This window comes from Chryseobacterium defluvii (genome assembly GCF_014204415.1).
Lineage (GTDB): Bacteria > Bacteroidota > Bacteroidia > Flavobacteriales > Weeksellaceae > Chryseobacterium > Chryseobacterium defluvii_A.
This window is the reverse complement of sequence record NZ_JACHLE010000005.1, coordinates 56345-78800: the sequence shown is the minus strand read 5'-3', so window position 1 is coordinate 78800 and position 22456 is coordinate 56345. Positions and strand designations below refer to the sequence as shown.

Sequence of the window (22456 nt, the reverse complement as noted above, 5' to 3'; positions counted from 1 at the left end):
ACCTGTTTAACTGTGGGAACAACAGGGTCTAGTGAAATTTCAGACTAAATATTTTTACTATTTTTGATAGACCAACTCTAAAATTATTTGTTATGAAAAATTTGAAAAAACTTTCAAAAGAAGAACTGAAAACAGTGAACGGATCAGCTTCAGTATGCCCCAAAGGGTATTACTGGTGCTCCCCCGCAGGAGGCTGTATTCCGGAAGGAAGAACCTGCTGTTTATAGCGGTTGCAATTAAGAAACCTCTGGACAGCCAGAGGTTTTTATCACAATAATGGGAGGTGGCAGTGCAACTTCCATCGATGTATGCTTTACCTGTTTAATTTTTAATAAGCTTCTTACTTACTGTTTTTCCATTCTCAAATGTAACTTTTGTCATATAAATTCCCATTGGAAGCTCAGAAACATCTGAATTATTTTCTTTAAGGGTTTTTACAAGTTTTCCGTCACCGGAATAGACTTCAATTTTACTTATTTTTTCCCGGGTTTTATAAATTAAATTCTGCTTTACCGGATTTTCAAAAGAAATATTCGTATTGGATTTTACGATTTCGCTGGAAGATAAAGTGCCGGAATTCAATAAATACTTTACGATATGTCCGCTTCCGTTTGCTATAATATTGTTATCATTGACAATCATATCACCAACGAGTTCCAGGTTGGGATCAGTCTCTGAAAAATAGCCGAAAACAGGATCTATTGAACCGTTTTGAGTAAGTCTGGAAATGAAATATCTCGGATCACTTCCCTCATTCATTCCCCCAATATAGTAATACCCGTTTTTTTCAATAATATTTAGGATCCATGTCGCAAAAGGAAGAGAAGCAGGATCGAATGTAAAAGTAGGATCTTGCACTCCGTTGGGAGTTATTCTGCCGATTTCGGCATTCAGATTCGAGTAAACAATGTTATTGTTGCTGTCCATATAAGCTGCTCCTATATATCCGTAGGGAATAGAATGAGTTACAACACCATTATTTCCAAAGCCTGTAAGAGGCTGCCCGTTGATATTATACTTTTCAATAGTTGTACCCTCGAGGACTACAGTATTGAGCTGGTTGTCTAAAAATACAAACCTTCCCTGTGTTGTTATGAAACCATTATTCCCAAACGAAGTGTCAATGCTTCCGTTTTCGTTCAGCCTGTAAATAATTCTGTAATGGCTGTAGGTAAAACCAGTAGTGGCCTCTCCGTAAATGATCACTTTATTATTTTGAAGAAGCAGTCCGTAGCCACGGATATTCAGATCTGACCACATGTTTGAAATGGAAGCAGTGCCATTAATACCAAAGGACGTGTCTATCTGGCCATTAGGCAAAAATCTTGTAATGTCAGTATAATTTATGCTGTTCAGATCATCAGAATGAAAGCTTATAATAAAAAATTTTCCGTCAGCTTGCCTTTTCATCTGACTGTCATAAGCACCATATTGAAGCTGGAATTTCCCGTTAATCCCAAAAGTATTGTCTAAAGTCCCATTAGGTGTAAGTTTTGATAAAAAGGAATCAGTTAACCCTGTCGTGCTATTGGTTTCGCCGGATGTGAAATAAATGCTTCCGTCTGAATTTTGGATCATTCTAGACCATGCAATATTACCGGGCATGGAAAAAATGCCATTTGAAGCAAAAGCAGGGTCTTTGGAAGTAATTTGCGCGCACACATGCTGGATTATTAGGATGAAACCTGATAATAGAATTTTTTTCATGGTTTTGTATTTAAAATATTATTATAAATCAATTACACCAATAGGATCTGGTGAAGAGTAAGAAGAAGCCATTTGTGTAATTTTGGGCAAAAGTAATAAAAAACCTCCGGAAAATCAGAGGTTTTATTTTTTTATTCTAATTAGAATATCCGGTCAATTCTTCCTTGTTGGAATTGTAGATCCTGTATTCTAAATATTTAAAGGAATCCCTTGGGATAATGGTGACCCACTTTTTATATTTCATGAACCATTTCATCTGGATGCTTTTGATCCCTTTGGTGAGATAGGCTTCCACAAATGGGTGTACGTGCAGGAAGAGTTTTCCTTTTTCTTTCTGCATAATGTTTCTGAGGGTTTCTCCCATTCTTTCCACAATAACGATAGGAGCTACGATTTCCCCATCCTTATTAGGATTTTCTTCTTTGGTTTCGATTTGTTTTTCCGGCCGGTTCCTTTGTCTGGTGATCTGTATGAGCCCGAATTTGCTCGGCGGTAGGATCTTATGTCTTGCCTTATCACGCTTCATTTCTTCTTTCAGATGTTCATACAGGTCTTTTCTGTGATCAGGATTCACCATGTCTATGAAATCGATAACAATGATACCGCCCATATCACGGAGGCGGAGTTGTCTTGCGATTTCTGTGGCAGCCATTTTATTCACTCTCAGAGCATGCTCTTTGCTGACTGCTGTTCCGGTTGTGATATTGTTTCCGGAGTTTACGTCTATTACGTGCAATGCTTCAGTATGTTCAATCACCAGGTAGGCTCCTTTTGAGCTTGGAATGTTAACGTGTTTTCCAAAACTTTGCTTAAGCTGCTTTTCAACGTTGTAATATTCCAGAAGAGGGATATGGGAGTTATAAAACTGCACAATATTCTTTCTTTCTGGAGCAATCACTTCCAGGTAATTTTTCATTTCATGCACCATCTGTTCATCGTCACAAATGATGCTTACGAAATCCTGGTTAAAATTGTCCCGTATAATTGCTGAAGCTTTATCTTCTTCACTTAGGACTTTAGCCGGAATTTTATTTCTCTGGATATTTTTAAAAGTGCTTTCCCATTTCTGGATCAGCTGATTCATATCATTGTGGAGGTCTGCCACCTTTTTTCCTTCGGCTACAGTCCTGATGATCACCCCGAATCCTTCCGGCTTGATGCTGTCAATCAAGGTTCTTAATCTTTCCTTTTCTTCGGAAGTATTGATCTTTTTGGAAATAGAAACTTTATTGTCGAACGGGATTAAAACCAGAAAGCGGCCCGTTAAAGAAAGTTGTGTTGAAATTCTCGGCCCTTTCGTAGATATGGGTTCTTTAGTGATCTGTAGCAGGACGAGATCGTCCTTGGCAATGACTTTGTCTACGGTCCCGTTTTTATCAATTTCAGGCTGTATTTCAAAGTTTTTTAAGCTTGAAGTATTCTGTTTTTTAGAAATCGTATCTTTTAAAAACTTTCTGTAGGTAAGATATTGAGGACCCAGATCCTGATAATGCAGAAAAGCATCTTTATCATAGCCGATGTTAACGAAAGCGGCATTCAGGTTAGGAGCCAGTTTTTTTACTTTTCCTATGAACAAATCTCCGACTATAAAATCGCTTTTGTCCTCTTCCTCATGAAGTTCACATAGTCTTCCGTCTTCCAGCAGTGCAATCTTTGTAAGTTCATCTTCATGCGAAACTATTAGTTCTTTCTTCATTTTGTTATAAGATAAAATGGTTAAGATTATAGGAAACAGACATATTTTTTTCTTTAATAGTTATGTTCTCAATTTAAGAAAATTACTCATTACAACAGTAATAGTTTAGTAAAAAAGAATAAAATACCCGGTTTCTGCGGAATCTTATTAGCTTCAAAAAACAAAAATATAGTCGGTGAAGTTTAAAAAATTAAAAACACCAACTATATTATTATATTGTAGATCTCGAGAAAAAGAGACTATTTCTTCTTATGTCTGTTTGCTCTTCTTCTTTTCTTTCTCTTGTGTGTTGCAACCTTGTGTCTTTTTCTTTTCTTTCCGCTTGGCATAATGTTAATTTTTTTAGTAACTAGTTAATATTCAGTTAATGTCTTATTTTACTGCAACTTTGGTTTTTACTTTCTCCACAAAAGATTTTGAAGGCTTGAAAGCAGGAATGTTGTGTGCAGGGATCTCAATTGCAGTATTTTTAGAAATATTTCTTCCTGTTTTAGCCGCTCTTGTCTTGATGATAAAAGAACCAAAACCTCTTAGATAAACATTGTCTCCATTATACATAGAAGTTCTGATCTCCTGCATAAAAGCTTCTACAACTTTCTGTGTTTCATTCTTTTCTGTTCCCAACTTATTTGAGATGGTGTTTACCAATTCTGCCTTTGTCATTTCCTTTTTTAATTTTAAATTTTAGGTGTGCAAATTTAGTTAAAAAAATTGAATACTAGCAAATTAGTAAGAAAATATTTTTTGTTAAATAGTTGAGGTATTAATGTTTACTCTATCTTAATAACAGGTTAAGCCTATTTTAAATGCAGAAGTTGTTATCTCCGTTTTCCATATAAAATGAGGATACGATGAAGCTTGTCTTCATTTTCGGTTTTGCCGTAAGTGTGTTTGAGTAAGTATTAGTATTTCTGATACTTATATTTAATTTTTTTCCGCTTTTCATTGCCAAAACCCTTATGACAGAATTTCATTATGACAATTTTAGTATATATAATTCAATAATCCAAATGCAGCGGTGGAAAAACCTCTTTAAATACATAAAGTTTTTAAAAAAGCAATACGGAAAGCCCATCCTTATTCTGAACTTCTTTCTAATTTCATATATTTGTTCATTATCAGAAAATATGGACGCAACACAAGATAAAAGGCTTTTTCTCATCGATGCTTATGCGATGATTTTCAGGGGATACTATGCTTTGATTAGAAATCCCAGATTAACGAGCACAGGAATCGATACATCTGCTATTTTTGGTTTTACCAACTCACTGATCGAACTGATCAGAAAAGAAAAGCCAACCCATTTGGCAGTGGTTTTTGATGTCGGGCGTGCCAGCGTGAGAACAGATGATTACTCAGATTATAAAGCCAATCGAAGTGAAACTCCTGAAGCCATTAAAATTGCGGTACCCTATATTCACCGGATTCTGGAAGCGATGCATATCCCAAATTTAGGGGTTGAAGGCTATGAAGCGGATGATGTTATAGGAACTATAGCCTGTAAAGCAGAAAAAGAAGGGTATACCACTTTCATGGTGACACCGGATAAAGATTTTGCTCAGTTGGTAACCGATAAAATAAAGATATATAAACCGGGCCTGAAAGGCGGAGATATTGAGATTTTAGGCGTTGAAGAAGTAAAAGCCAAATACGAGATAGAAGATCCGAAACAGGTCATCGACTTTCTTGCCATGATGGGAGATGCTGTGGATAATATTCCCGGGCTGGAAGGAGTGGGAGAAAAAACAGCCATGAAATTCCTTAAAGAATTCGGAAGCATAGAAAACCTTCTGGCCAATACAGATCAGTTAAAAGGCAAGCTTAAAGAAAAAGTGGAGGCCTCTGCAGAACGGGGTATCCTGTCTAAAAAACTGGCAACCATTATCTGCGATGCCCCTATAGAATTTCATCAGGAGCAGTATGATCTCGAAACCCCGGATTTTGAAAAAGTAAAGGAAGTTTTTGATGAAATAGAATTCAGAAGGCTATATGAGAACCTTTACCGGGCTTTTGCACCAACAGGAACCGTTATAGTATCTGGTAACAATGTCATACCGAGCGGAACCGAAGCGTCCCAATCAGTAGAAATAGCGCAGCCAAAAGTGGCAAAACAGGCAATGCAACTTGATCTTTTTGCTAATTTTGAAGAACTGGAGCAGGCAACTTCCACAAAATCTACTATCACAGAAAACGATCATTTATATCAGTTTATCAATAACCATAAGGCTCAAAGGATTTTGGTGAACAATCTGTTACAGCAGAAAGTAGTCTGCTTTGATACCGAGACCACTTCATTGAATGAATTGGAAGCGGAGCTGGTGGGAATGAGCTTCTCATATAAAAAAGGCCTTGCGTATTATATTCCGCTTTCAGAGAACAGGGAAGAAGTTTTGCAAACGCTGGAAATTTTCAGGCCGTTTTTCGAAAAAGAAGATTTGCTGAAGATTGCTCACAATCTTAAATTCGATTATAAGATCCTGAAACAATATGATATTACTGTCAAAGGAGCTATGTTCGATACCATGATCGCGCATTACCTCCTGAATCCGGACGGCAGGCACGGAATGGATTACCTTTCGGAAGTATACCTGAATTATAAGCCGGTTTCCATTGAAACCATTATCGGGAAAAAAGGGAAGAATCAGGGCAACTTCAGGGATGCGGATCTGAGGACCCAGACCGATTATGCAGCGGAAGATGCGGATGTGACCTTCCAGCTGTATGAGTTGTTTGCACCGCAGCTGAAAAAAGAAGGTTTAGAAGACTTGTTCTTTAAAATAGAAATGCCGCTGATGGAGGTTTTAGCCAAAATGGAATTGGCTGGAATTTCTTTAGATGAAAAATGGCTGTCCCAGGAAAGTAAAGATCTGGAAAATGATCTTAAACAGCTGGAAACCAAAATATTTGAACTTTCAGGTGAAGAATTCAATATGAACTCGCCAAGACAATTGGGTGATATTCTGTTTGAAAAACTGCAGCTTGATCCGAAGGCAAAAAAGACCAAAACAGGACAGTATGCCACTTCGGAAGATGTGTTGCAGAAGCTGGCCTCAAAACATGAGATCATCCAGCATATCCTTGAATACAGAACCTATCAGAAGCTGAAATCTACTTATGTGGATGCGCTGCCGTCACAGATCGATAAAGATGATAAGCGTGTGCACACCAATTTTTCGCAGACTACGGCAGCAACCGGCCGTCTGGCAAGTGTAAACCCAAATTTACAGAATATCCCGATCAGGACATTAAGAGGCCAGCAGATCCGTGGAGCTTTCGTTTCAGGAGAAGGAAAAAAGATCATTTCTGCCGACTACTCGCAGATCGAGCTTCGTCTTATTGCTGAGATTTCCGGTGAAGAAAATATGATCAAGGCATTCCAGAACGGAGAAGATATTCATGCTTCTACGGCTGCCAAACTGTTTAAAATTCCTCTGGAGGAGGTCTCCAAAACCCAGAGAGGACAGGCAAAAACAGTGAATTTCGGAATTATTTACGGTCAGGGTGCGTTTGGACTGGCAGAACAGACGGGCCTTTCCAGAACGGAAGCCAAACAGATGATCGATGCATACTTTGCGACTTATCCGAAATTAAAGGAATATATGGCAGAACAGGTGAACAAGGCCCGCGAACTGGGTTATGTTGAGACCCTTTTAGGAAGAAAACGACATCTGAAAGATATCAATTCCGGGAATTTTGTAGTCAAAGGCCATGCGGAAAGAAACGCCATCAATGCCCCGATCCAGGGGAGTGCTGCAGATGTTATTAAAATGGCAATGATTAAAATTGATCATGAGCTGCAGACCCAAAATCTTAAGACAAAAATGCTGCTTCAGGTACATGACGAATTAATTTTTGAGTCTCCTACAGATGAGGTGGAAGCTGCTTCAAAACTCATTAAAACCGAAATGGAAAGTGCTGTTAAGACACAAGTTCCTCTTTTGGTAGAAGTAGGAGTGGGGAACAACTGGCTGGAGGCGCATTAAGAAATTTCAATGATATTCAGATGCTTCGGCTTCGTTCAGCATGACAAAAGTGAAATTATAGACTTTAAATGAAAAATCTGTCAAAATGATTATTCATCTATTATCTTTTATCAATCATTTCCTGTCATGCTGAACGAAGCCGAAGTATCTTTTTGAATTACAAATTATAAAATAAGAATATTGATTTTCTTAATCCTGTATTAATTGCTTATCTGTTTCCAAATTAAGGTCTATGATATGAAGTTTTACATTTAAAAATAAAATGCTTAAACAGGTTTTATTTCGTGAAATTCTTCATCAGAATAGATTTCCTCCAGAATATCCCTGAATTCCTCTTTACTGTAATAATCCAGAGCGAAGGAATTTCTGCCGTTTTCATCCATAAAAGAAGGACCGTAAGAAAAAGCGCCGCCATCCCCGTCTTCAATATATAAAAGATGATGGTCCGAAAATACTCTTTCTACCTTTTTATTTTTCCAGGAAGGTTCCTCAACAGGTTCATACATATTGGTGTTTATTTTATCTAACCGTATATAGCCTCCCATTCTGAGCTCATAGTAAGAATTTGTGGTTTTTAACATCATAAAGCCGTCTTCATTGTTGGGTATGAGAATGTCTAAGATTTTTTCTCCGTTCATGTTTTAAAATAATTTCATTTAATCTATGATCAGGACTTGTGTTTCAGTTTTTGTTCTGGCCTTATGCGATGAGATATGATCTCCCAAAACCAAGGAGTTCCCTTTTGAAATGGCAATGCTCGGTCCCTCATTATACTCAATGATCAGTTCACCGGAAACTACATGAATGATATGCCCTTTTTCACACCAGTGGTCAGCTTCATAATCTTCCGAAAAATAAAGCTGCCGGATCTTAAAGTTTTGAAATTCTATAGTTCTGGAAATTACAGATCCTGTAACTCCGTTAGCCTTCTGTTCCGGGATGATTTCCCAATTAATAGCAGTATCTTTTAAAGCCTGTATTTCCATTTTTACTGATCTTTTTTACATTGATATAGCTTCTTGTACTCTAAATACATATTCCGGTTATTTTCCCTTTCTTTTTCAGCTAATTCTTCCAATTTGGGATAGAAGATACTGTAAATAATAAGTTCGTTTACCTTATTGATGTTTTTGTTTTCGTTTACCTGTCTCATATATTTCTTACCGTGATATTCTCCAAAAGTACTCAGAAAATAATTGGAAAAATTTTTATTGAAATTTTTCTTACTTTTTTCGAAAATTAAAGGAAGATTCATTTCATTTTTGGTAAGCTCATTGGTTTTAAGGATTTCCGGATTTTTAAATGATTCTTTTATCACGTGCAATAGAGCTCGTTTCGTATATAAAGACTTTATTTTTTGTTGTTTAAAAGCTTCAATTCCTTCCAATTCTATCAGGTGAAGCGTTTCAATTTTTTTGAGTTCCTTATCAATATCAGCATTGATCTGATCAATGGTCAGAGATTGCATTTCCATTGTGTCCTCAACTCCATACTCGTCAGAATAAATATTGTCGAAATCAAAATATTGTCTGGTGATAAACTCCGAAGTAGCTGCAAGATCTTCGGCACGGTCTCTGTATTTAGGATCATATATGACTTCTTTACAATTATCTCCTGTGTATTCGATTGTGGTTATGGTGTCCAGCATTACAGGTTTACAGGACACGAGGAGCATCATTATGATTATATATTTAAACTTCACGGATTGAGATCATATTTATCCTATAAAAGTAGAAATTTATGAAATGTTATAAAAATATGCGTACATTTTTAATCCATAGTTATTTATAATCTATAGTCCAGTGTAAACAGAAAAAATATAAAAAAATAAACAGGGGTATAAAGAAAAGTGGCAAAAATAGACAATACAGAGAATATCATGGTATAATTGAAATAGCCGTGGACAATAGGAATTTTTTGTATGATATGATTAACGCTAAAAAGAACGGCAATATGTCCGAAAATGAGCAGATGGGCAGCTACCAGCAGTAAAATGAAACCGATCGTATCAGGGATTAGCTTTTCATATTCTATAAAAAAAGCAGTTAATAAGTATACGGTAATAATGGCTGATGTGCCTTTCAACAACCATTTAGCTCTGTTCTTTATATCCTTTTTATTGAAGAATATAAAATAAAACAAATTGGCAATCGCAAATGCCATTAATGGAAAAATTAAAAACTCCAAACTTTAGTTTTTTCGATTTTATTGTAAACGTTTCTGTATTTCACTTTCCCTGATCACTTTTTCAAGCCTTGAAATTCTTGTTTTTTCCTGCTTGGCGCTCATGATCCAATGGGTCATCACTTTTTGGTAGGAGGGAGCCTGCTGTGTGAAGAATTCCCAGGCAGGTTTGTTGGCCTTAAAATGTTTTTCATATGCAGGATCAAATTCAATTGTTTCCTTTTCATGGGAATACACTCTTGATTTTTCTTCTTTTCTCAGTTCAAAAGCTTTTTGTCCTGCAGGTGTCATCAGCCCGGCTGTGGTCAGTTCCTCTACTTTTTTGATATTAATGGCACTCCAGATGCTTGTAGGCTTTCTTGGAGTGAAACGGATAGAATAGCTTTCTTCATCAATGGTCTTCCTTACCCCATCTATCCAGCCAAAGCAAAGGGCCTGATCTACCGATTGTGACCACGTCATAGAAGGTTTTCCGGTACCCACCTTATAGAAACCCACCAAAAACTCTTTTTCTATGGTGTGATTTTCTTTAAGCCATTTTCTGAAATTTTCCTGAGTTGTGAAAAAGGTTGCTGACATCTGGTAAATGTGTTTCAGGTAAAAGTATGAAATATTTGGATGAATTCTTTGGGAAATGGTTTCGGCGGAAAGCGAAGCTTTCCGCCGAAACCTGCAATATAAATAGTTAATTCCAGAGTGTTCCGTCCAACCCCAATATAATTCCCATCCAGAGTGCAATGATGAAAGCAAAGAAGCTTATGATAGATCCCGCAATTTTCTTCCAGTTGGTCTGAATATTCAGAAATTCGGGAACATATAAAAGAAGTCCCCCGAATGCGCCCGCTAACGGGGTTATAATAAATGGCCTCACTATCCAGGATTTTCCCCACGCCGGATCAGGATGATCTACGGAGATCACAAACAAAGAAATAATGAACAGCCCGATTCCGGTTCCGAACAATACTTTTTTTACTACTGATCCAGTTCTGATGTGTTGGGTAGAGTAGGTCATAATAATGTGTTTTTAATTGTTTCAGAAATTTAATTTTAAAAGTGCTTTGAATTACAAAGTAAAAATAAATTTTGAAATTATGCAAGAGATTTTTAGAAAACAATATAATTTTCTACAATAGCGAAAATTGCAAAAGGGTTAAATGTTAGTATTTATCTTCTGATATGCTTTAAGTTTTTTCTTTAAAAGAATAAGTAAACTGCTGGTTTTTACATTAAGGATATCGGTTTGTATTGAATATCGGACATGGGAAAATTGTGGAAAGAACTTTAATAACGTTTTGCTTAGAGAGGTTTTTATCTGCTTAGGATTCTTCATCACAATGTTAATATGCTCTGTTGTTTTAATTCCACGGTGCGTTGTATTGGTTACAAAAAATCCGGAGATATCTTCAAAATTTACATAATCAGCTTTCTTTAATACATTATAAATTATAATCTGTGTAGGAGTTATAGTAAGCAGCGGTTTTCTTCGTAATAATAGAAGTAAACAATAAACAACTCCAAAAAGAAAGAGTAAAAACGCAAGGTGAAGTACGATGACATTAAACATATTTTTATGCTTCAAACCATCATAAAAGTAAACGAAAGAAAAAGTGAAAAGCCCTGAAATAACTAATAGAATAGAGCTTTTAATTTTATTTGAATAAAAATGGACCTCCTTCATACTGTTATTCTTCAGGATTTTTCTCTCTTCTGCCATTTTTAAATCCGCTTTTCTGCTAATATTGGAAAGTTCAGATAGCAATTGAACGGTATCTGTTATTAATGCATTCAGTTTGATGCTAAAGTTTTTAGATTTATTTCTGAGGATCCAGTATTCAGGAATTTCTTTCCTTTCAGTATTGGCCTTAAGGGTCCAGATTATTTTTCTTTTAGCCATTCTTCAATATCCTGATTGGCTTTTTCTTCAGTAAGATACCCTGCATTTTTATACTCTTCTTTCGCTTCTGAAATCCTGTCTCTTTGAGAGGAACTGAGAGTATATTTATTTTTATCCAATTTAAAATCTAAAAGTTTTTGAATCTCTTCTATAAGTCTGGCTTCCTTTAATTGAGTGATCCTACTGATTAGATCAATTTTTAAATCTGATGTATTCATCACAAGTGAATTTAATTCAAATTTAGAAAATATATTTTAAACTAGTTTTCGACCAAAGGCAGCCTAAAATAAAAAGTACTTCCCTGATTCGGAGAGCTTTTCACCCCGATTTCTCCCTGCTGCTTTTCAATAAAATTTTTAGAAATGGCTAATCCTAAACCCGTTCCGTTCTGTTGTTCACCCGGAACCTGGAAATACCGGTCAAAGACCTGTCTGTGGTACTTCTCATCAATTCCGATTCCTGTGTCCTTAACACTGAATATAACAAACGAATCGGACCTTTCCACTGAAATCTTAATATTTTCATCCTGAAAAGAATGCCTGACCGCATTGCTAAGAAAATTGTTCATCACCCAGACCGTTTTATCAAAATCTGCGGCTACAAGATCATTATCCCTTAAAAAATACTGTGTGGTAATGGAAATATTTTTCTCTTCCGCCAGCTTTTCAATATTTTTTATGGATGCCTGAACGATTTCTTTTGGAGAACAGTTAGTTATGTTTAGCCGGATATTGCCTGTTTCCACTTGGGATAAATTAAGCAATTCTCCAGTGATATCCAACAGGCGCTGCCCGTCTTCATTGATGCTTTTCAGAAGTTCTTTCTGCTGGTCATTCAGCTCTCCGAATTTTTGGTTGCTTAATAGCTGAACACCCATTTTTATAGCAGAAATAGGAGTTTTTAATTCATGGGATATGGTAGCAATGAAATTCGTTTTGGCAAAATCCAATTCCTTAAAAGGAGTGATATTCCGTAAAAGGATCACTTTTCCAATATATTTTTTCTCTTTTTCCCCTGTTTTTATAATATTAATAGGGATAATATCCTGTTCAAAATAATTTTCCTTATGATCAGTAACGATCTTAATGGGTTCTTTAATGGGGTGATCAATGTTTTTGAGGAGTTCTCGTATCAGGTCGTTGTTTACGGCAACTTCATGAGCCGTTTTTCCAACGATCTCTTCCCTGCGGAGATTGGTGATCTTTAAAGCTTCATCATTGATCATGTAGATCAAGTGATTCTCGTCAAGTCCTATTACCGCATCCTGCATATTGTCTACCAGAGTTTCGATCCTTTTTTTATCCATCAGTTGCTTGGATAGCGTACTGCTTTCATATTCCTGAAGTTTTTCCGCCATTACATTAAAGGAATCTGCAAGATCACTGAATTCCTCACTTCCTTTGAAATGCACCCTTTCATTGTAATTTTTATTGGCGATCTGCCTGATGCTGAAAGTAAGCTGATTGATGGGCTCTGCGATCGCCTGTGGTAAATTGAAAAGAAGGATAAAGGCAATTAAAAAACACACCGTTCCCAGGCTCACGATCCAGAAAGTGGCATTTTCTGCCGTGATGATGGCAATATCGCTCTTTCTCACGATCCCTTTCATATTCAGGGACATGATCTGTACGAGATCTTCACGGATCAGTTTTTCCTTTTCGGTACCGGGTTGCTTCAGATAATCATTGAAATGCAGGCTCAGGTTTTGGGTGGCTTCTTTTTCCCCGAATTCCGTAAGGTTTTTTTCCTGTAAAGCATTATACTTTTTAAAGTCCTTGATGGCTATCGTGCTGTCAATGCTTATTTTATCCAGGGCAAGAAGCATATTTTTGGAATACTCTATACTGTTATAATTGGCTGTCAGGATCTTTTCCGTATCAGATTTAAGCTTATTAATATAAACAGAACCCATCACCGAAAGTAAAACGATCAGCAAAAATAAAAGCCCTACGCCTAAGGTAAGTTTTGTTTTAAGTTTCATGATTCTTAAGATAAAATAATAATATCAATCTGCTTTTCATTCAGCCTGTTCATCAAAGTATAGATCCAGCTGTATCCGGAGATTCGCTGCCAGAGTTTCGCATGCGGTTTACCAATACAAACTGTAGTGATATTATGCTGTACAACATAATCCAGAATTCCCTGATGAACACTGCTTTCTTTTACCCGGACTACTTTGGCACCCAATTCCTGTGCTAAATTAAAATTATTAATTAAAAATCGTTGTTTGTTCAATGCTATTTTTTCAAGGCTTTCAGAAGGTTTCTGTACGTATAACACAGTCCACGGGCTATTATAATAACTGGCCAGCCTCGCGGTTTTTCTGATGATGTTTTTAGCAATTTTATCATCACTGCTGATGCACGCAAGGAATTTGATAGACTTAAAATTTTCAGTCTTTATCTCAGTCTCTACTTTTCTTTCAACATGAGTAGCCACCTCTTTTAAGGCCAGTTCCCGGAGCTGTAAAATATGTCCGCTTTGAAAAAAATTGTTTAAAGCGGTTTGAATTTTCTCTTTTTTATAGATTTTTCCTTCTTTCAAACGGGTTAGAAGCTCATCGGCCGTTAGATCTATATTCACCACTTCATCTGCAAGAGCAAGAATTTTATCAGGAACACGTTCGGAAACCTCTACTCCGGTAATTTTTCTTACTTCTTCATTCAGGCTTTCAATATGCTGAATGTTCATGGCACTGATCACATTGATCCCGTTGTTAAGAATTTCCAGAACATCCTGCCATCTTTTTTTATTTTTTGATCCTTCTACATTCGTGTGAGCCAGCTCATCCACTAAAACCACTTCAGGATGCTCATTGATAATTGTCTGAACATCCATTTCTTCAAGGCTTTTACCCTTATAAAAGACAGATTTTCTTGCAATTTCGGGAATACCTTCTACTAAAGCTAAAGTTTCTTCTCTTCCGTGAGTCTCTATGTATCCGATCCTAACGTCAATACCATTTCTCAAAAGGGAATGAGCCTCTTGAAGCATCCGGAAAGTTTTCCCGACACCGGCACTCATCCCGATATAGATCTTGAATTTTCCCTTTTTGGATTTCTGAATAAGCTCTAAAAAATCTTTTGCTGTGGACATTGATTTTATCTTTTTTAACTTTATTTTTTGAAGCATACATGCGGTTGGAAGCTTGAAGCTGGGAGAGGGAAGTCAATAACGTATTGCAAAACTTCCAGCCTCCAGCTTCCTTCTTCCTACTTATTAAAACCAAGCAGCTAAGCTTGTCGTAATAAAGAAATTCCCTTTTCTGAAATCATCATTCTTCACAAAAATGGCATCTTTAGAAGTAAATCCTCTTGCTTCCGTACGGAATACCACATTTTTAAGAATAGCATAATCAACATTCAAAGAATACCCAAAGGTTTGAAATCCGTTGGTAGTTCCTGTATTGATAATGACACCATTCTCATCATAAAAATATTCCACTCTCCCGGCTAAGGCCCATTGATCATTGAACTGATATTTCATCAGGATATTGGGAGTATACCAGATGCTGTATTGCTCGTTTCCTTTTGATTTTTGCTCTGCACCGATATCAAATCCAAGAACAGCGGAAAATTCTTTCGTCAGTTGAAAACTTCCATACAGGTCATGGAAATAACGCATCCTTTTTTCTTCTTTAGGCTTATCGTTTCCAATGAACGAGCTGCTGTTCAATGTAATTTTATCATTCGGTTTATACGTTACCTGATGCCCGAAAGAAATACTCTGGTTGCCTCCTGCTTTTGCAATGCGCTGCCATCCGTTTAAGACCAGCCCGCTCAAAAACCATTTTCCATTGTCCGCAGTATAAGAAACTTTAGCCCCGGTTTCAAAATAAGGAGAGTTTTCGGCAGCAAGGCTTCTGGTCAGGTTCATATTATCCTTTCCTATGGCACTTTCCCAACCGATATGGGAAGGCATTATTCCGGCATCGATCCACAGGTTTTTATTTTTAGAGATTTTGATCCCGATATTAGCTTCATTCACATACTTCAAGGCATCCTCTTCTGACGCTAAATTATCCTGAGCATAAGTTCCCGCCATTAAAGCAAGGTTAGCCCGAAGGTATTCACTATGATAGGCTGCCTTTAAAAGTCCAAGATTAAGATTCACTTCATTGTGCCTGTTATAGGAATATAGAAAGTTCTGACGGACATGATTGGCAGGCCCATTAAAATCATACGTATAAAACAACTCAGCGTAGGCAGAGAATGTAGCTTTATTCTTTGTTTGCAATGAATCTGCGGTTTGGGCTTTTGATAAAAATAGCCCCAGAAATACAGGGATGATGATATATCTTTTCATTTTTTTGTAAAATTAATATAGAGTTTACTACTTCCAACCTCGGAAAATATTGAATTTTTGTTTCTTTTATGTTTATTAAAAAAGCTTTTTTTGACACCTAAGTTTATTTTAAAGTTATTATCAATAAGTTCCAAAATAAAACTTTTGTGTCTTAATTTTTTTGATTTTGTTATTTTAACTGATCCAAAGCGATGTTAAGTTTCAATACATTCACTTTTGAAGGGCCAAAGAGGCTTAAAAATGGAGCTTCTGTATGAGATTTGATTACATTTTCAATGGCAGTTTCGGAGATATTTCTCTCTTTAGCAATTCTTTTGACCTGATATAAAGCACCTTTTTCAGAGATATCCGGATCAAGGCCGCTTCCGCTGGCAGTAACCAATTCTACGGGGATTTTAGCTTTATTCATTTCCGGATTCTGCATTTTGAGGGTGTCGATCCTTTTTTTTACGGTTTCCAGGTATTCTTCATTACTTGGCCCTTTATTGCTTCCTGCACTTCCTGCTGCATTATAATCAACAGCAGACGGGCGTCCGTGGAAATATTTTTCGGATTTAAATTCCTGTCCGATGTTGGCATAAAATTTCTGCCCCTTATGCTGGATAATTTCAGCATTGCCCTGTGTAGGCAGTATTTTTGAGCCTGCATATACAATGGCTAAATAAACTCCTACAATAACCAGCATGACAACTGTTAATCTGAATGCTGAATAAATATAATTTTTCATTTTTTTTAATTTTATTTATGGGATGGAAGATAGGAGAGGGATGATGGAAGTGTATACAGCTTATTCACTTCCAGCCTCCAGCCTCATACTTCCAGTCTATTTTAAAAGAATAAGCTAATGCCTAAATCAATCAATTTTATTCCGATGAATGGCACAATAATTCCTCCTAAACCATAGATCAGAAGATTTCTTCTCAACAATGCACTTGCACCAATCGGTTTGTAAGCAACTCCTTTCAAAGCCAGCGGAATAAGGATCGGGATGATGACCGCATTGAAAATAATGGCCGATAATATTGCAGATTCAGGGCTGTGAAGGTTCATGATATTCAACTTCTGAAGTGCCGGAATGAATGTAATGAACAACGCCGGAATGATGGCGAAATATTTGGCAACATCATTAGCAATGCTGAAAGTTGTCAATGTCCCGCGAGTCATTAATAACTGTTTCCCGATTTCTACAATTTCAATAAGTTTGGTTGGGTCATTATCCAGATCCACCATATTTCCTGCTTCTTTGGCAGCCTGGGTTCCGCTGTTCATGGCTACACCTACGTCAGCCTGGGCAAGTGCGGGAGCGTCATTGGTTCCGTCTCCCATCATGGCGACAAGTTTCCCTTCCTGCTGTTCCTTTTTGATGTAGTTCATCTTGTCCTCAGGTTTGGCTTCAGCAATGAAGTCATCTACGCCTGCTTTTTCGGCAATGAATTTTGCAGTTAAAGGATTGTCCCCGGTTACCATGACGGTTTTTACACCCATTTTTCTTAAACGCTGAAAACGTTCCTGAATTCCGGTTTTAATGATATCCTGAAGTTCAATAACTCCCCATACTTTTTCATTCACAGAAACTACCAATGGAGTGCCTCCGTTTTCGGATATTCCGGTTACTACATCCTGAGTTTCCTGTGGGAAGGGATTACCTGCTTTTTCAACCAGCTTTTTAATAGTATCATAAGCTCCTTTTCGGATCCTTGTGTTTTCAAAATCGATTCCTGAAGTTCGGGTTTCAGCCGTAAAATCTATATAAGCAGGATTGGGAACTATGAGATCTTCGGATTTTAACTGACTTAATTCTATGATTGATTTTCCTTCCGGGGTTTCATCGGCAACAGAACTTAATGCGGATGCTTTGATAAAATCATCTGCTTGTATACCGTTGGCCGGGTGAAACTGGGTTGCTTTACGGTTTCCGATGGTGATAGTTCCTGTTTTGTCAAGCAGCAGAACATCAATATCTCCGGCAGTTTCCACTGCTTTACCGCTTTTCGTGATCACGTTGGCTCTTAAAGCTCTGTCCATTCCGGCAATTCCAATGGCAGAAAGCAGACCTCCGATTGTGGTCGGAATGAGGCAAACGAAAAGTGAAATAAATGCCGCAATGGTAATCGGGGTCTGCGCATAATCTGCAAAAGGTTTTAGAGTTACCGTAACAATAATGAAAGTCAGGGTAAATCCTGCTAAAAGTATAGTTAATGCAATTTCGTTAGGCGTTTTTTGCCTTGAAGCTCCTTCTACAAGGGCAATCATCTTATCAAGGAAAGATTCTCCCGGTTTTGTGGTCACTTTCACCTTGATCCGGTCTGAAAGTACTTTTGTACCTCCGGTCACGGAACTTTTATCTCCACCAGCTTCTCTGGTCACGGGTGCACTTTCTCCTGTGATCGCAGATTCGTCAATAGTTGCCAGGCCTTCTATGATCTCGCCGTCCATCGGGATCTGATCTCCTGCTTCACAATAGAAAATATCTCCCAGCTTCATTTCGGCAGATCTTTTCAATACGGTTTCTACCTGAAATCCCGGTTTGTTGTCAATAACAAGCTTTGCAGGAGTTTCTTCACGTGTTTTTCTCAGGGTATCTGCCTGTGCTTTTCCTCTGGCTTCCGCAATAGCTTCCGCAAAATTGGCGAACAGAACGGTGAAAAATAAGATGATAAATACTAAAAAGTTATAGGAGAAACTGCCCTGTGATTGATCTCCAGTTAGGCTATATAAAGATACGAGAAGCATAACCACCGTTCCGATCTCTACGAGGAACATGACAGGGTTTTTAAACATGATCTTCGGATTCAGTTTTACAAAAGACTGTTTGATAGCCTCGTTCACCAAATCTTTTTGAAACAATGTCTGTGATTGATTTTTCATTGTTTTGAAGGATTAAATTTTGATTTTTTATGAACCATTAAGGACAATTAAGTTGTTAAGGATATTAAAGCTGTATATGTTTAGAGTATTAAGCTTAAAAATATTCTTAAATGTTCTCTTCACTGCTAAATTCTTCTTAATGGTTCAATTAATCTTTTAATATTTGAATTTTTAAATCTTTTAATTACCAAAGTATTTTAGTTGCTCCGCAATAGGTCCTAAAGTAAGGGCAGGGAAGAAGGACAGAGCAGCAATAAGGAGTATCACCGCTAAAGTCATAAATCCAAACGTCGCCGTATCCGTCTTCAGTGTTCCTGAACTTTCGGGAATGTATTTTTTCTGTGCCAGTAAACCTGCAATGGCAATAGGGCCAATGATCGGGATGAATCTGGATAGCAGCAGGACAATTCCGGTTGAAATATTCCACCAGGGAGTATTATCACCTAATCCTTCAAAGCCTGAACCGTTGTTCGCAGAAGATGAGGTGAATTCATACAGCATTTCACTGAACCCATGAAAACCCGGGTTATTCAATGTTTTTGCCCCAAATTCCGGGAAATAAGCCGTTAAAGCGGTTCCCACCAGGATCAGGAAAGGATGGAACAGTGCTACGATCATAGCGATCTTCATTTCTTTTGCCTCGATCTTTTTTCCTAAGAATTCCGGTGTTCTGCCTACCATCAAACCACTTATGAATACGGCAAGGATAATGAATATAAAATAATTTAAGATCCCGACTCCGCAGCCTCCATAGAAACAGTTGATCATCATGGCCAAAAGCTGGTTCATGCCGGAAAGAGGCATTGTGCTGTCGTGCATTGCGTTTACCGAACCAGTGGAAATGACTGTAGTGGCAATGCTCCAGTATCCTGAAGCCATACTTCCGAAACGGATCTCTTTGCCTTCCATAGCTCCCAGGTTATTATCGGCTCCCATTTGTGTAATTAAGGGGTTCCCATGGGATTCCATGATGATATTGGGAATGGCCAAGGCCAGAAAACCTATGGTCATCACAGAAAATATGATCCATGACAGTTTTCTTTTATTAAGATAAAATCCTAAAGCAAAGACAAGGGCAAAGGGAATGATCATCTGGGTAACCATTTCCGTCATATTGGTAAAATAATTGGGATTTTCAAGCGGATGCGCTGAATTGGCTCCGAAAAATCCGCCTCCGTTTGTGCCTAAATGTTTGATCGCAACAAAAGCAGCGGCCGGTCCTCTGGAAACATCCGTTTTTTGACCTTCCAAAGTAGTGATATGGTCTTTCCCCTCAAAGGTCATCGGAGTTCCGTTGGCAGAAAGGATGAATGCAACCACAATGCTGATAGGAACAAGTATCCTTGTAATAGATCTGGTAAAAAAGTCATAGAAATTGCCTAATTCCGTAGTCGTTTTTTCTTTGAACGCCTTGAAAAGTATGGCCATTGCTGCCATTCCTGTGGCTGCTGTCACAAACTGTAAGAACATTAAGTATAGCTGGCTTAGGTAGCTTACTCCGGTCTCACCCGAATAATGCTGAAGATTACAATTGACCAGGAATGAAATGGCTGTATTGAAAGCAAGATCAGGAGACATATCCGGATTTCCGTCCGGGTTTAAAGGAAGCCATGACTGGTTCAGTAAAATGAAAAATCCGATGACGAACCAAATTAAATTAATGGTCAGCATGGCGAACATATTCTGTTTCCAGGTCATCTGCCGGTTCGGATTGATTCCTGAAATTTTATAAATAAGGTTTTCAAAAGGCTGAAAAACCGGATCTGCAAATGGTTTCTTATAACCATATACATTGGCAACATATTTCCCTAAAAATATACCGATAACCAGGGTGATAATAAACATTGCTATAATGCCTGAAATTTCTGTATTCATAATTGTTTAAAATTTTTCAGGTTTCATTAATACATAACAGATATACACAAAAGCGAGGATGGAAAGGAAAAATAAACTCCACATAGTCTTATATTTTATCAAAAAATTCAACGGACTTATATAAAATCCAGAACATCACAATACTGAGCAGGATTAAACTAATAAGCATCATATGGCTACAATTAATGTTAAAAGGATAAAAAGTACATACGATACGATTAGCAGGCTGAATCGGGAATATTCCCGTTTTTTTGGCATTTTTCTTGAAATAGTCATTTTATACATATTTTATTCTGAATCAGTAATGCCAAAAGAAATTCCAATCAAAAAATGGTGTATGTAATTGTTTTAATATGAGTGTGTTATGAATTTTTAGGGATTGCTGGAAAATAAAAAAGCCTATCATTTTGATAGGCTTTTTATTAAAATGATAAGATCAGATTTTATCTTAAGCTGTATTCTTCTAACTTTCTGTATAGGGTAGCAATTCCGATTTCCAGTAATCTGGCTGTTTCGGCTTTATTCCCTTTAGTGTACTGCAAAACCTTCTGGATATGTTCTTTTTCCAGGGATCTCATACTTAAAGAATCTTTTTCAGAAACTGTTTTTTCAGAGTAATGTGGGAGGTTTTCAACGTCCAGTAGATTATTGCTCATCAAGATCAGGCTTCTTTCAATAGTATTCCTAAGCTCGCGGATATTTCCTTTCCAATCGTTTTTTTCTAATGTTTTATAATATTCAGGAGTAACCTGAACAGCCGGTAAATGAAGCTTATGGGAAAAAAGATCAATGAAACTTTTGGCTAAAACCTTTAAATCCTCTTTTCGTTCCCGGAGCGGAGGCAGGCTGATCTCAAATACATTCAGCCTGAAGTACAGGTCTTCCCTGAAATTTCCCTGCCTGATCTCATTTTCCAGATCCCTGTTGGTGGCGGCAATCAGTCTGAAATCAGATTTTGAAATTTTGGTTTCGCCCATTTTGATGAACTCCTTTGTCTCCAGAACCCTGAGTAGTTTTGCCTGTAGCTCAATCGGCATTTCCCCGATCTCATCAAGGAATAAAGTACCTCCGTTGGCTTCTTCTACTAATCCTTTTTTATCCTTTACAGCTCCGGTGAAAGCTCCCTGCTTATGCCCGAAAAGCTCGCTTTCCAATATTTCCTTACTGAATGCGGAACAGTTGATAGCAACAAAATTATTTTTCTTCCTGTCACTTCCTTCATGGATGGCATTGGCAAAAACTTCTTTTCCGGTTCCCGTTTCACCGGTTAAAAGTACAGTAGCGTCCGTTAAAGCCACTTTTTCCGCCAGTTTTCTGGCCTGAAGAATAGCCGGAGAACTTCCCATGATCTGGTCAAAGCCTTTTAGGGAAGTGTTTTTCTGAACAATTTTAGACCTGTTGTCCTTAGCTTTTTCCAGGGCTTTATACACCAATGGAATGATCTTCTCATTATCGTCGCCTTTTACGAGATAGTCATAAGCACCATTTTTCATGGCCTGAACGGCATCGGTAATATTCCCGAAAGCGGTCATTAAAATGATCTCCAGATGGGGATATTTGGTTTTGATGGACTTTACCAGCTCAACTCCAAAGGCATCGGGAAGGCGGACGTCACTGAGTACCACATCAAAATCGTATTGCTCGAGCATAGTCATTGCAGAACGCGCCGTTGAAGCTTCTTTTACATTGAAATCTTCCTGGGAAAGGATCATCCCTAATAGTTTCAGGAGTTTTATTTCATCATCGATGATCAGAATGTTTCCATGCATGGTAGTGATTTTTGGAAAACCTATGCAAACTTATTGATTTTATTTGAGCAAAACCGTAAAAAAGCAAAATTGCAGATGTGCTAAGTTGAAACGCAAAGTTTGCAAAGGTTTTAAAAATTAATACTGTTTTTAAGTTCGCAAAGATGCTAATACTTATCAGGGTTATGCATGAAGT

The 22456-nt window shown here is 37.5% G+C and carries 20 protein-coding genes; 2 read left to right on the top strand and 18 right to left on the bottom strand.

Annotation, left to right across the window (positions count from 1 at the left end):
• The first annotated feature begins 92 nt into the window (after positions 1 to 92).
• A complete protein-coding gene (locus HNP38_RS18115; protein WP_262888928.1) occupies positions 93 to 227 on the top strand; it encodes a bacteriocin-like protein in 135 nt (44 codons plus the stop codon).
• Positions 228 to 321: 94 nt separating this feature from the next.
• Here the strand turns inward: HNP38_RS18115 and HNP38_RS14875 are convergent, their stop codons facing one another.
• The 3 genes from HNP38_RS14875 to HNP38_RS14865 all read right to left on the bottom strand — a co-directional run bounded on the left by HNP38_RS14875 (position 322) and on the right by HNP38_RS14865 (position 4066).
• A complete protein-coding gene (locus HNP38_RS14875) occupies positions 322 to 1707 on the bottom strand; it encodes a T9SS type A sorting domain-containing protein (RefSeq protein WP_184190923.1) in 1386 nt (461 codons plus the stop codon).
• Positions 1708 to 1843: 136 nt separating this feature from the next.
• On the bottom strand, positions 1844 to 3403 hold the full coding sequence (locus tag HNP38_RS14870) for a ribonuclease E/G (protein WP_184190921.1): 1560 nt from the start codon (positions 3401 to 3403) through the stop codon (positions 1844 to 1846).
• 372 nt (positions 3404 to 3775) lie between these two features.
• Entirely contained in the window at positions 3776 to 4066 is a 291-nt protein-coding gene (locus tag HNP38_RS14865; protein ID WP_002984212.1) for an HU family DNA-binding protein, read from the bottom strand.
• A gap of 464 nt (positions 4067 to 4530) precedes the next feature.
• On the opposite strand from HNP38_RS14865, the gene polA reads away from it, so the two are divergent.
• Complete coding sequence (gene polA / locus HNP38_RS14860) at positions 4531 to 7386, top strand: DNA polymerase I (RefSeq protein WP_184190918.1); 2856 nt, start codon at positions 4531 to 4533, stop codon at positions 7384 to 7386.
• Between the two features lie 266 nt (positions 7387 to 7652).
• On the opposite strand, the gene HNP38_RS14855 is transcribed toward polA, so the two are convergent.
• The 15 genes from HNP38_RS14855 to HNP38_RS14785 all read right to left on the bottom strand — a co-directional run bounded on the left by HNP38_RS14855 (position 7653) and on the right by HNP38_RS14785 (position 22281).
• Positions 7653 to 8024, bottom strand: coding sequence for a hypothetical protein (locus HNP38_RS14855; RefSeq protein WP_184190916.1), 372 nt, complete (start codon positions 8022 to 8024; stop codon positions 7653 to 7655).
• 18 nt (positions 8025 to 8042) lie between these two features.
• Complete coding sequence (locus HNP38_RS14850) at positions 8043 to 8372, bottom strand: DHCW motif cupin fold protein (RefSeq protein ID WP_184190914.1); 330 nt, start codon at positions 8370 to 8372, stop codon at positions 8043 to 8045.
• Positions 8373 to 8374: 2 nt separating this feature from the next.
• Positions 8375 to 9064: a hypothetical protein gene (locus tag HNP38_RS14845; protein WP_184190912.1), complete on the bottom strand. Its 690-nt coding sequence runs from the start codon at positions 9062 to 9064 to the stop codon at positions 8375 to 8377.
• A gap of 107 nt (positions 9065 to 9171) precedes the next feature.
• On the bottom strand, positions 9172 to 9573 hold the full coding sequence (locus tag HNP38_RS14840) for a hypothetical protein (RefSeq protein WP_184190910.1): 402 nt from the start codon (positions 9571 to 9573) through the stop codon (positions 9172 to 9174).
• 18 nt (positions 9574 to 9591) lie between these two features.
• The gene (locus HNP38_RS14835; protein WP_184190908.1) at positions 9592 to 10149 is read right to left on the bottom strand and encodes a YdeI/OmpD-associated family protein; all 558 of its coding nucleotides are present in this window, start codon (positions 10147 to 10149) and stop codon (positions 9592 to 9594) included.
• Positions 10150 to 10255: 106 nt separating this feature from the next.
• The gene (locus HNP38_RS14830) at positions 10256 to 10582 is read right to left on the bottom strand and encodes a potassium transporter KefB (RefSeq protein ID WP_184190906.1); all 327 of its coding nucleotides are present in this window, start codon (positions 10580 to 10582) and stop codon (positions 10256 to 10258) included.
• Positions 10583 to 10720: 138 nt separating this feature from the next.
• Positions 10721 to 11464, bottom strand: coding sequence for an STM3941 family protein (locus HNP38_RS14825; protein WP_184190904.1), 744 nt, complete (start codon positions 11462 to 11464; stop codon positions 10721 to 10723).
• Complete coding sequence (locus tag HNP38_RS14820; protein WP_184190902.1) at positions 11446 to 11682, bottom strand: hypothetical protein; 237 nt, start codon at positions 11680 to 11682, stop codon at positions 11446 to 11448. The genes HNP38_RS14825 and HNP38_RS14820 overlap by 19 nt, the downstream gene beginning before the upstream one ends.
• Positions 11683 to 11723: 41 nt before the next feature.
• Positions 11724 to 13445 carry an ATP-binding protein gene (locus HNP38_RS14815; protein ID WP_184190900.1) on the bottom strand — a complete coding sequence of 574 codons (1722 nt, stop codon included), beginning with the start codon at positions 13443 to 13445 and terminating at the stop codon, positions 11724 to 11726.
• Positions 13446 to 13450: 5 nt separating this feature from the next.
• Positions 13451 to 14560, bottom strand: a complete 1110-nt coding sequence (locus tag HNP38_RS14810) for a sensor protein KdpD (RefSeq protein WP_184190898.1) — start codon at positions 14558 to 14560, stop codon at positions 13451 to 13453.
• Positions 14561 to 14683: 123 nt separating this feature from the next.
• On the bottom strand, positions 14684 to 15769 hold the full coding sequence (locus tag HNP38_RS14805) for a porin (RefSeq protein WP_184190896.1): 1086 nt from the start codon (positions 15767 to 15769) through the stop codon (positions 14684 to 14686).
• Positions 15770 to 15938: 169 nt separating this feature from the next.
• Positions 15939 to 16496 (bottom strand): potassium-transporting ATPase subunit KdpC, encoded by a 558-nt coding sequence (kdpC, locus tag HNP38_RS14800; RefSeq protein ID WP_184190894.1) that lies wholly within the window; start codon positions 16494 to 16496, stop codon positions 15939 to 15941.
• Positions 16497 to 16597: 101 nt separating this feature from the next.
• Positions 16598 to 18637, bottom strand: coding sequence for a potassium-transporting ATPase subunit KdpB (gene kdpB / locus HNP38_RS14795; protein ID WP_184190892.1), 2040 nt, complete (start codon positions 18635 to 18637; stop codon positions 16598 to 16600).
• Positions 18638 to 18817: 180 nt separating this feature from the next.
• The gene (gene kdpA / locus HNP38_RS14790; RefSeq protein ID WP_184190890.1) at positions 18818 to 20512 is read right to left on the bottom strand and encodes a potassium-transporting ATPase subunit KdpA; all 1695 of its coding nucleotides are present in this window, start codon (positions 20510 to 20512) and stop codon (positions 18818 to 18820) included.
• Positions 20513 to 20955: 443 nt separating this feature from the next.
• Positions 20956 to 22281: a sigma-54-dependent transcriptional regulator gene (locus tag HNP38_RS14785; protein WP_184190888.1), complete on the bottom strand. Its 1326-nt coding sequence runs from the start codon at positions 22279 to 22281 to the stop codon at positions 20956 to 20958.
• Positions 22282 to 22456: the final 175 nt, after the last annotated feature.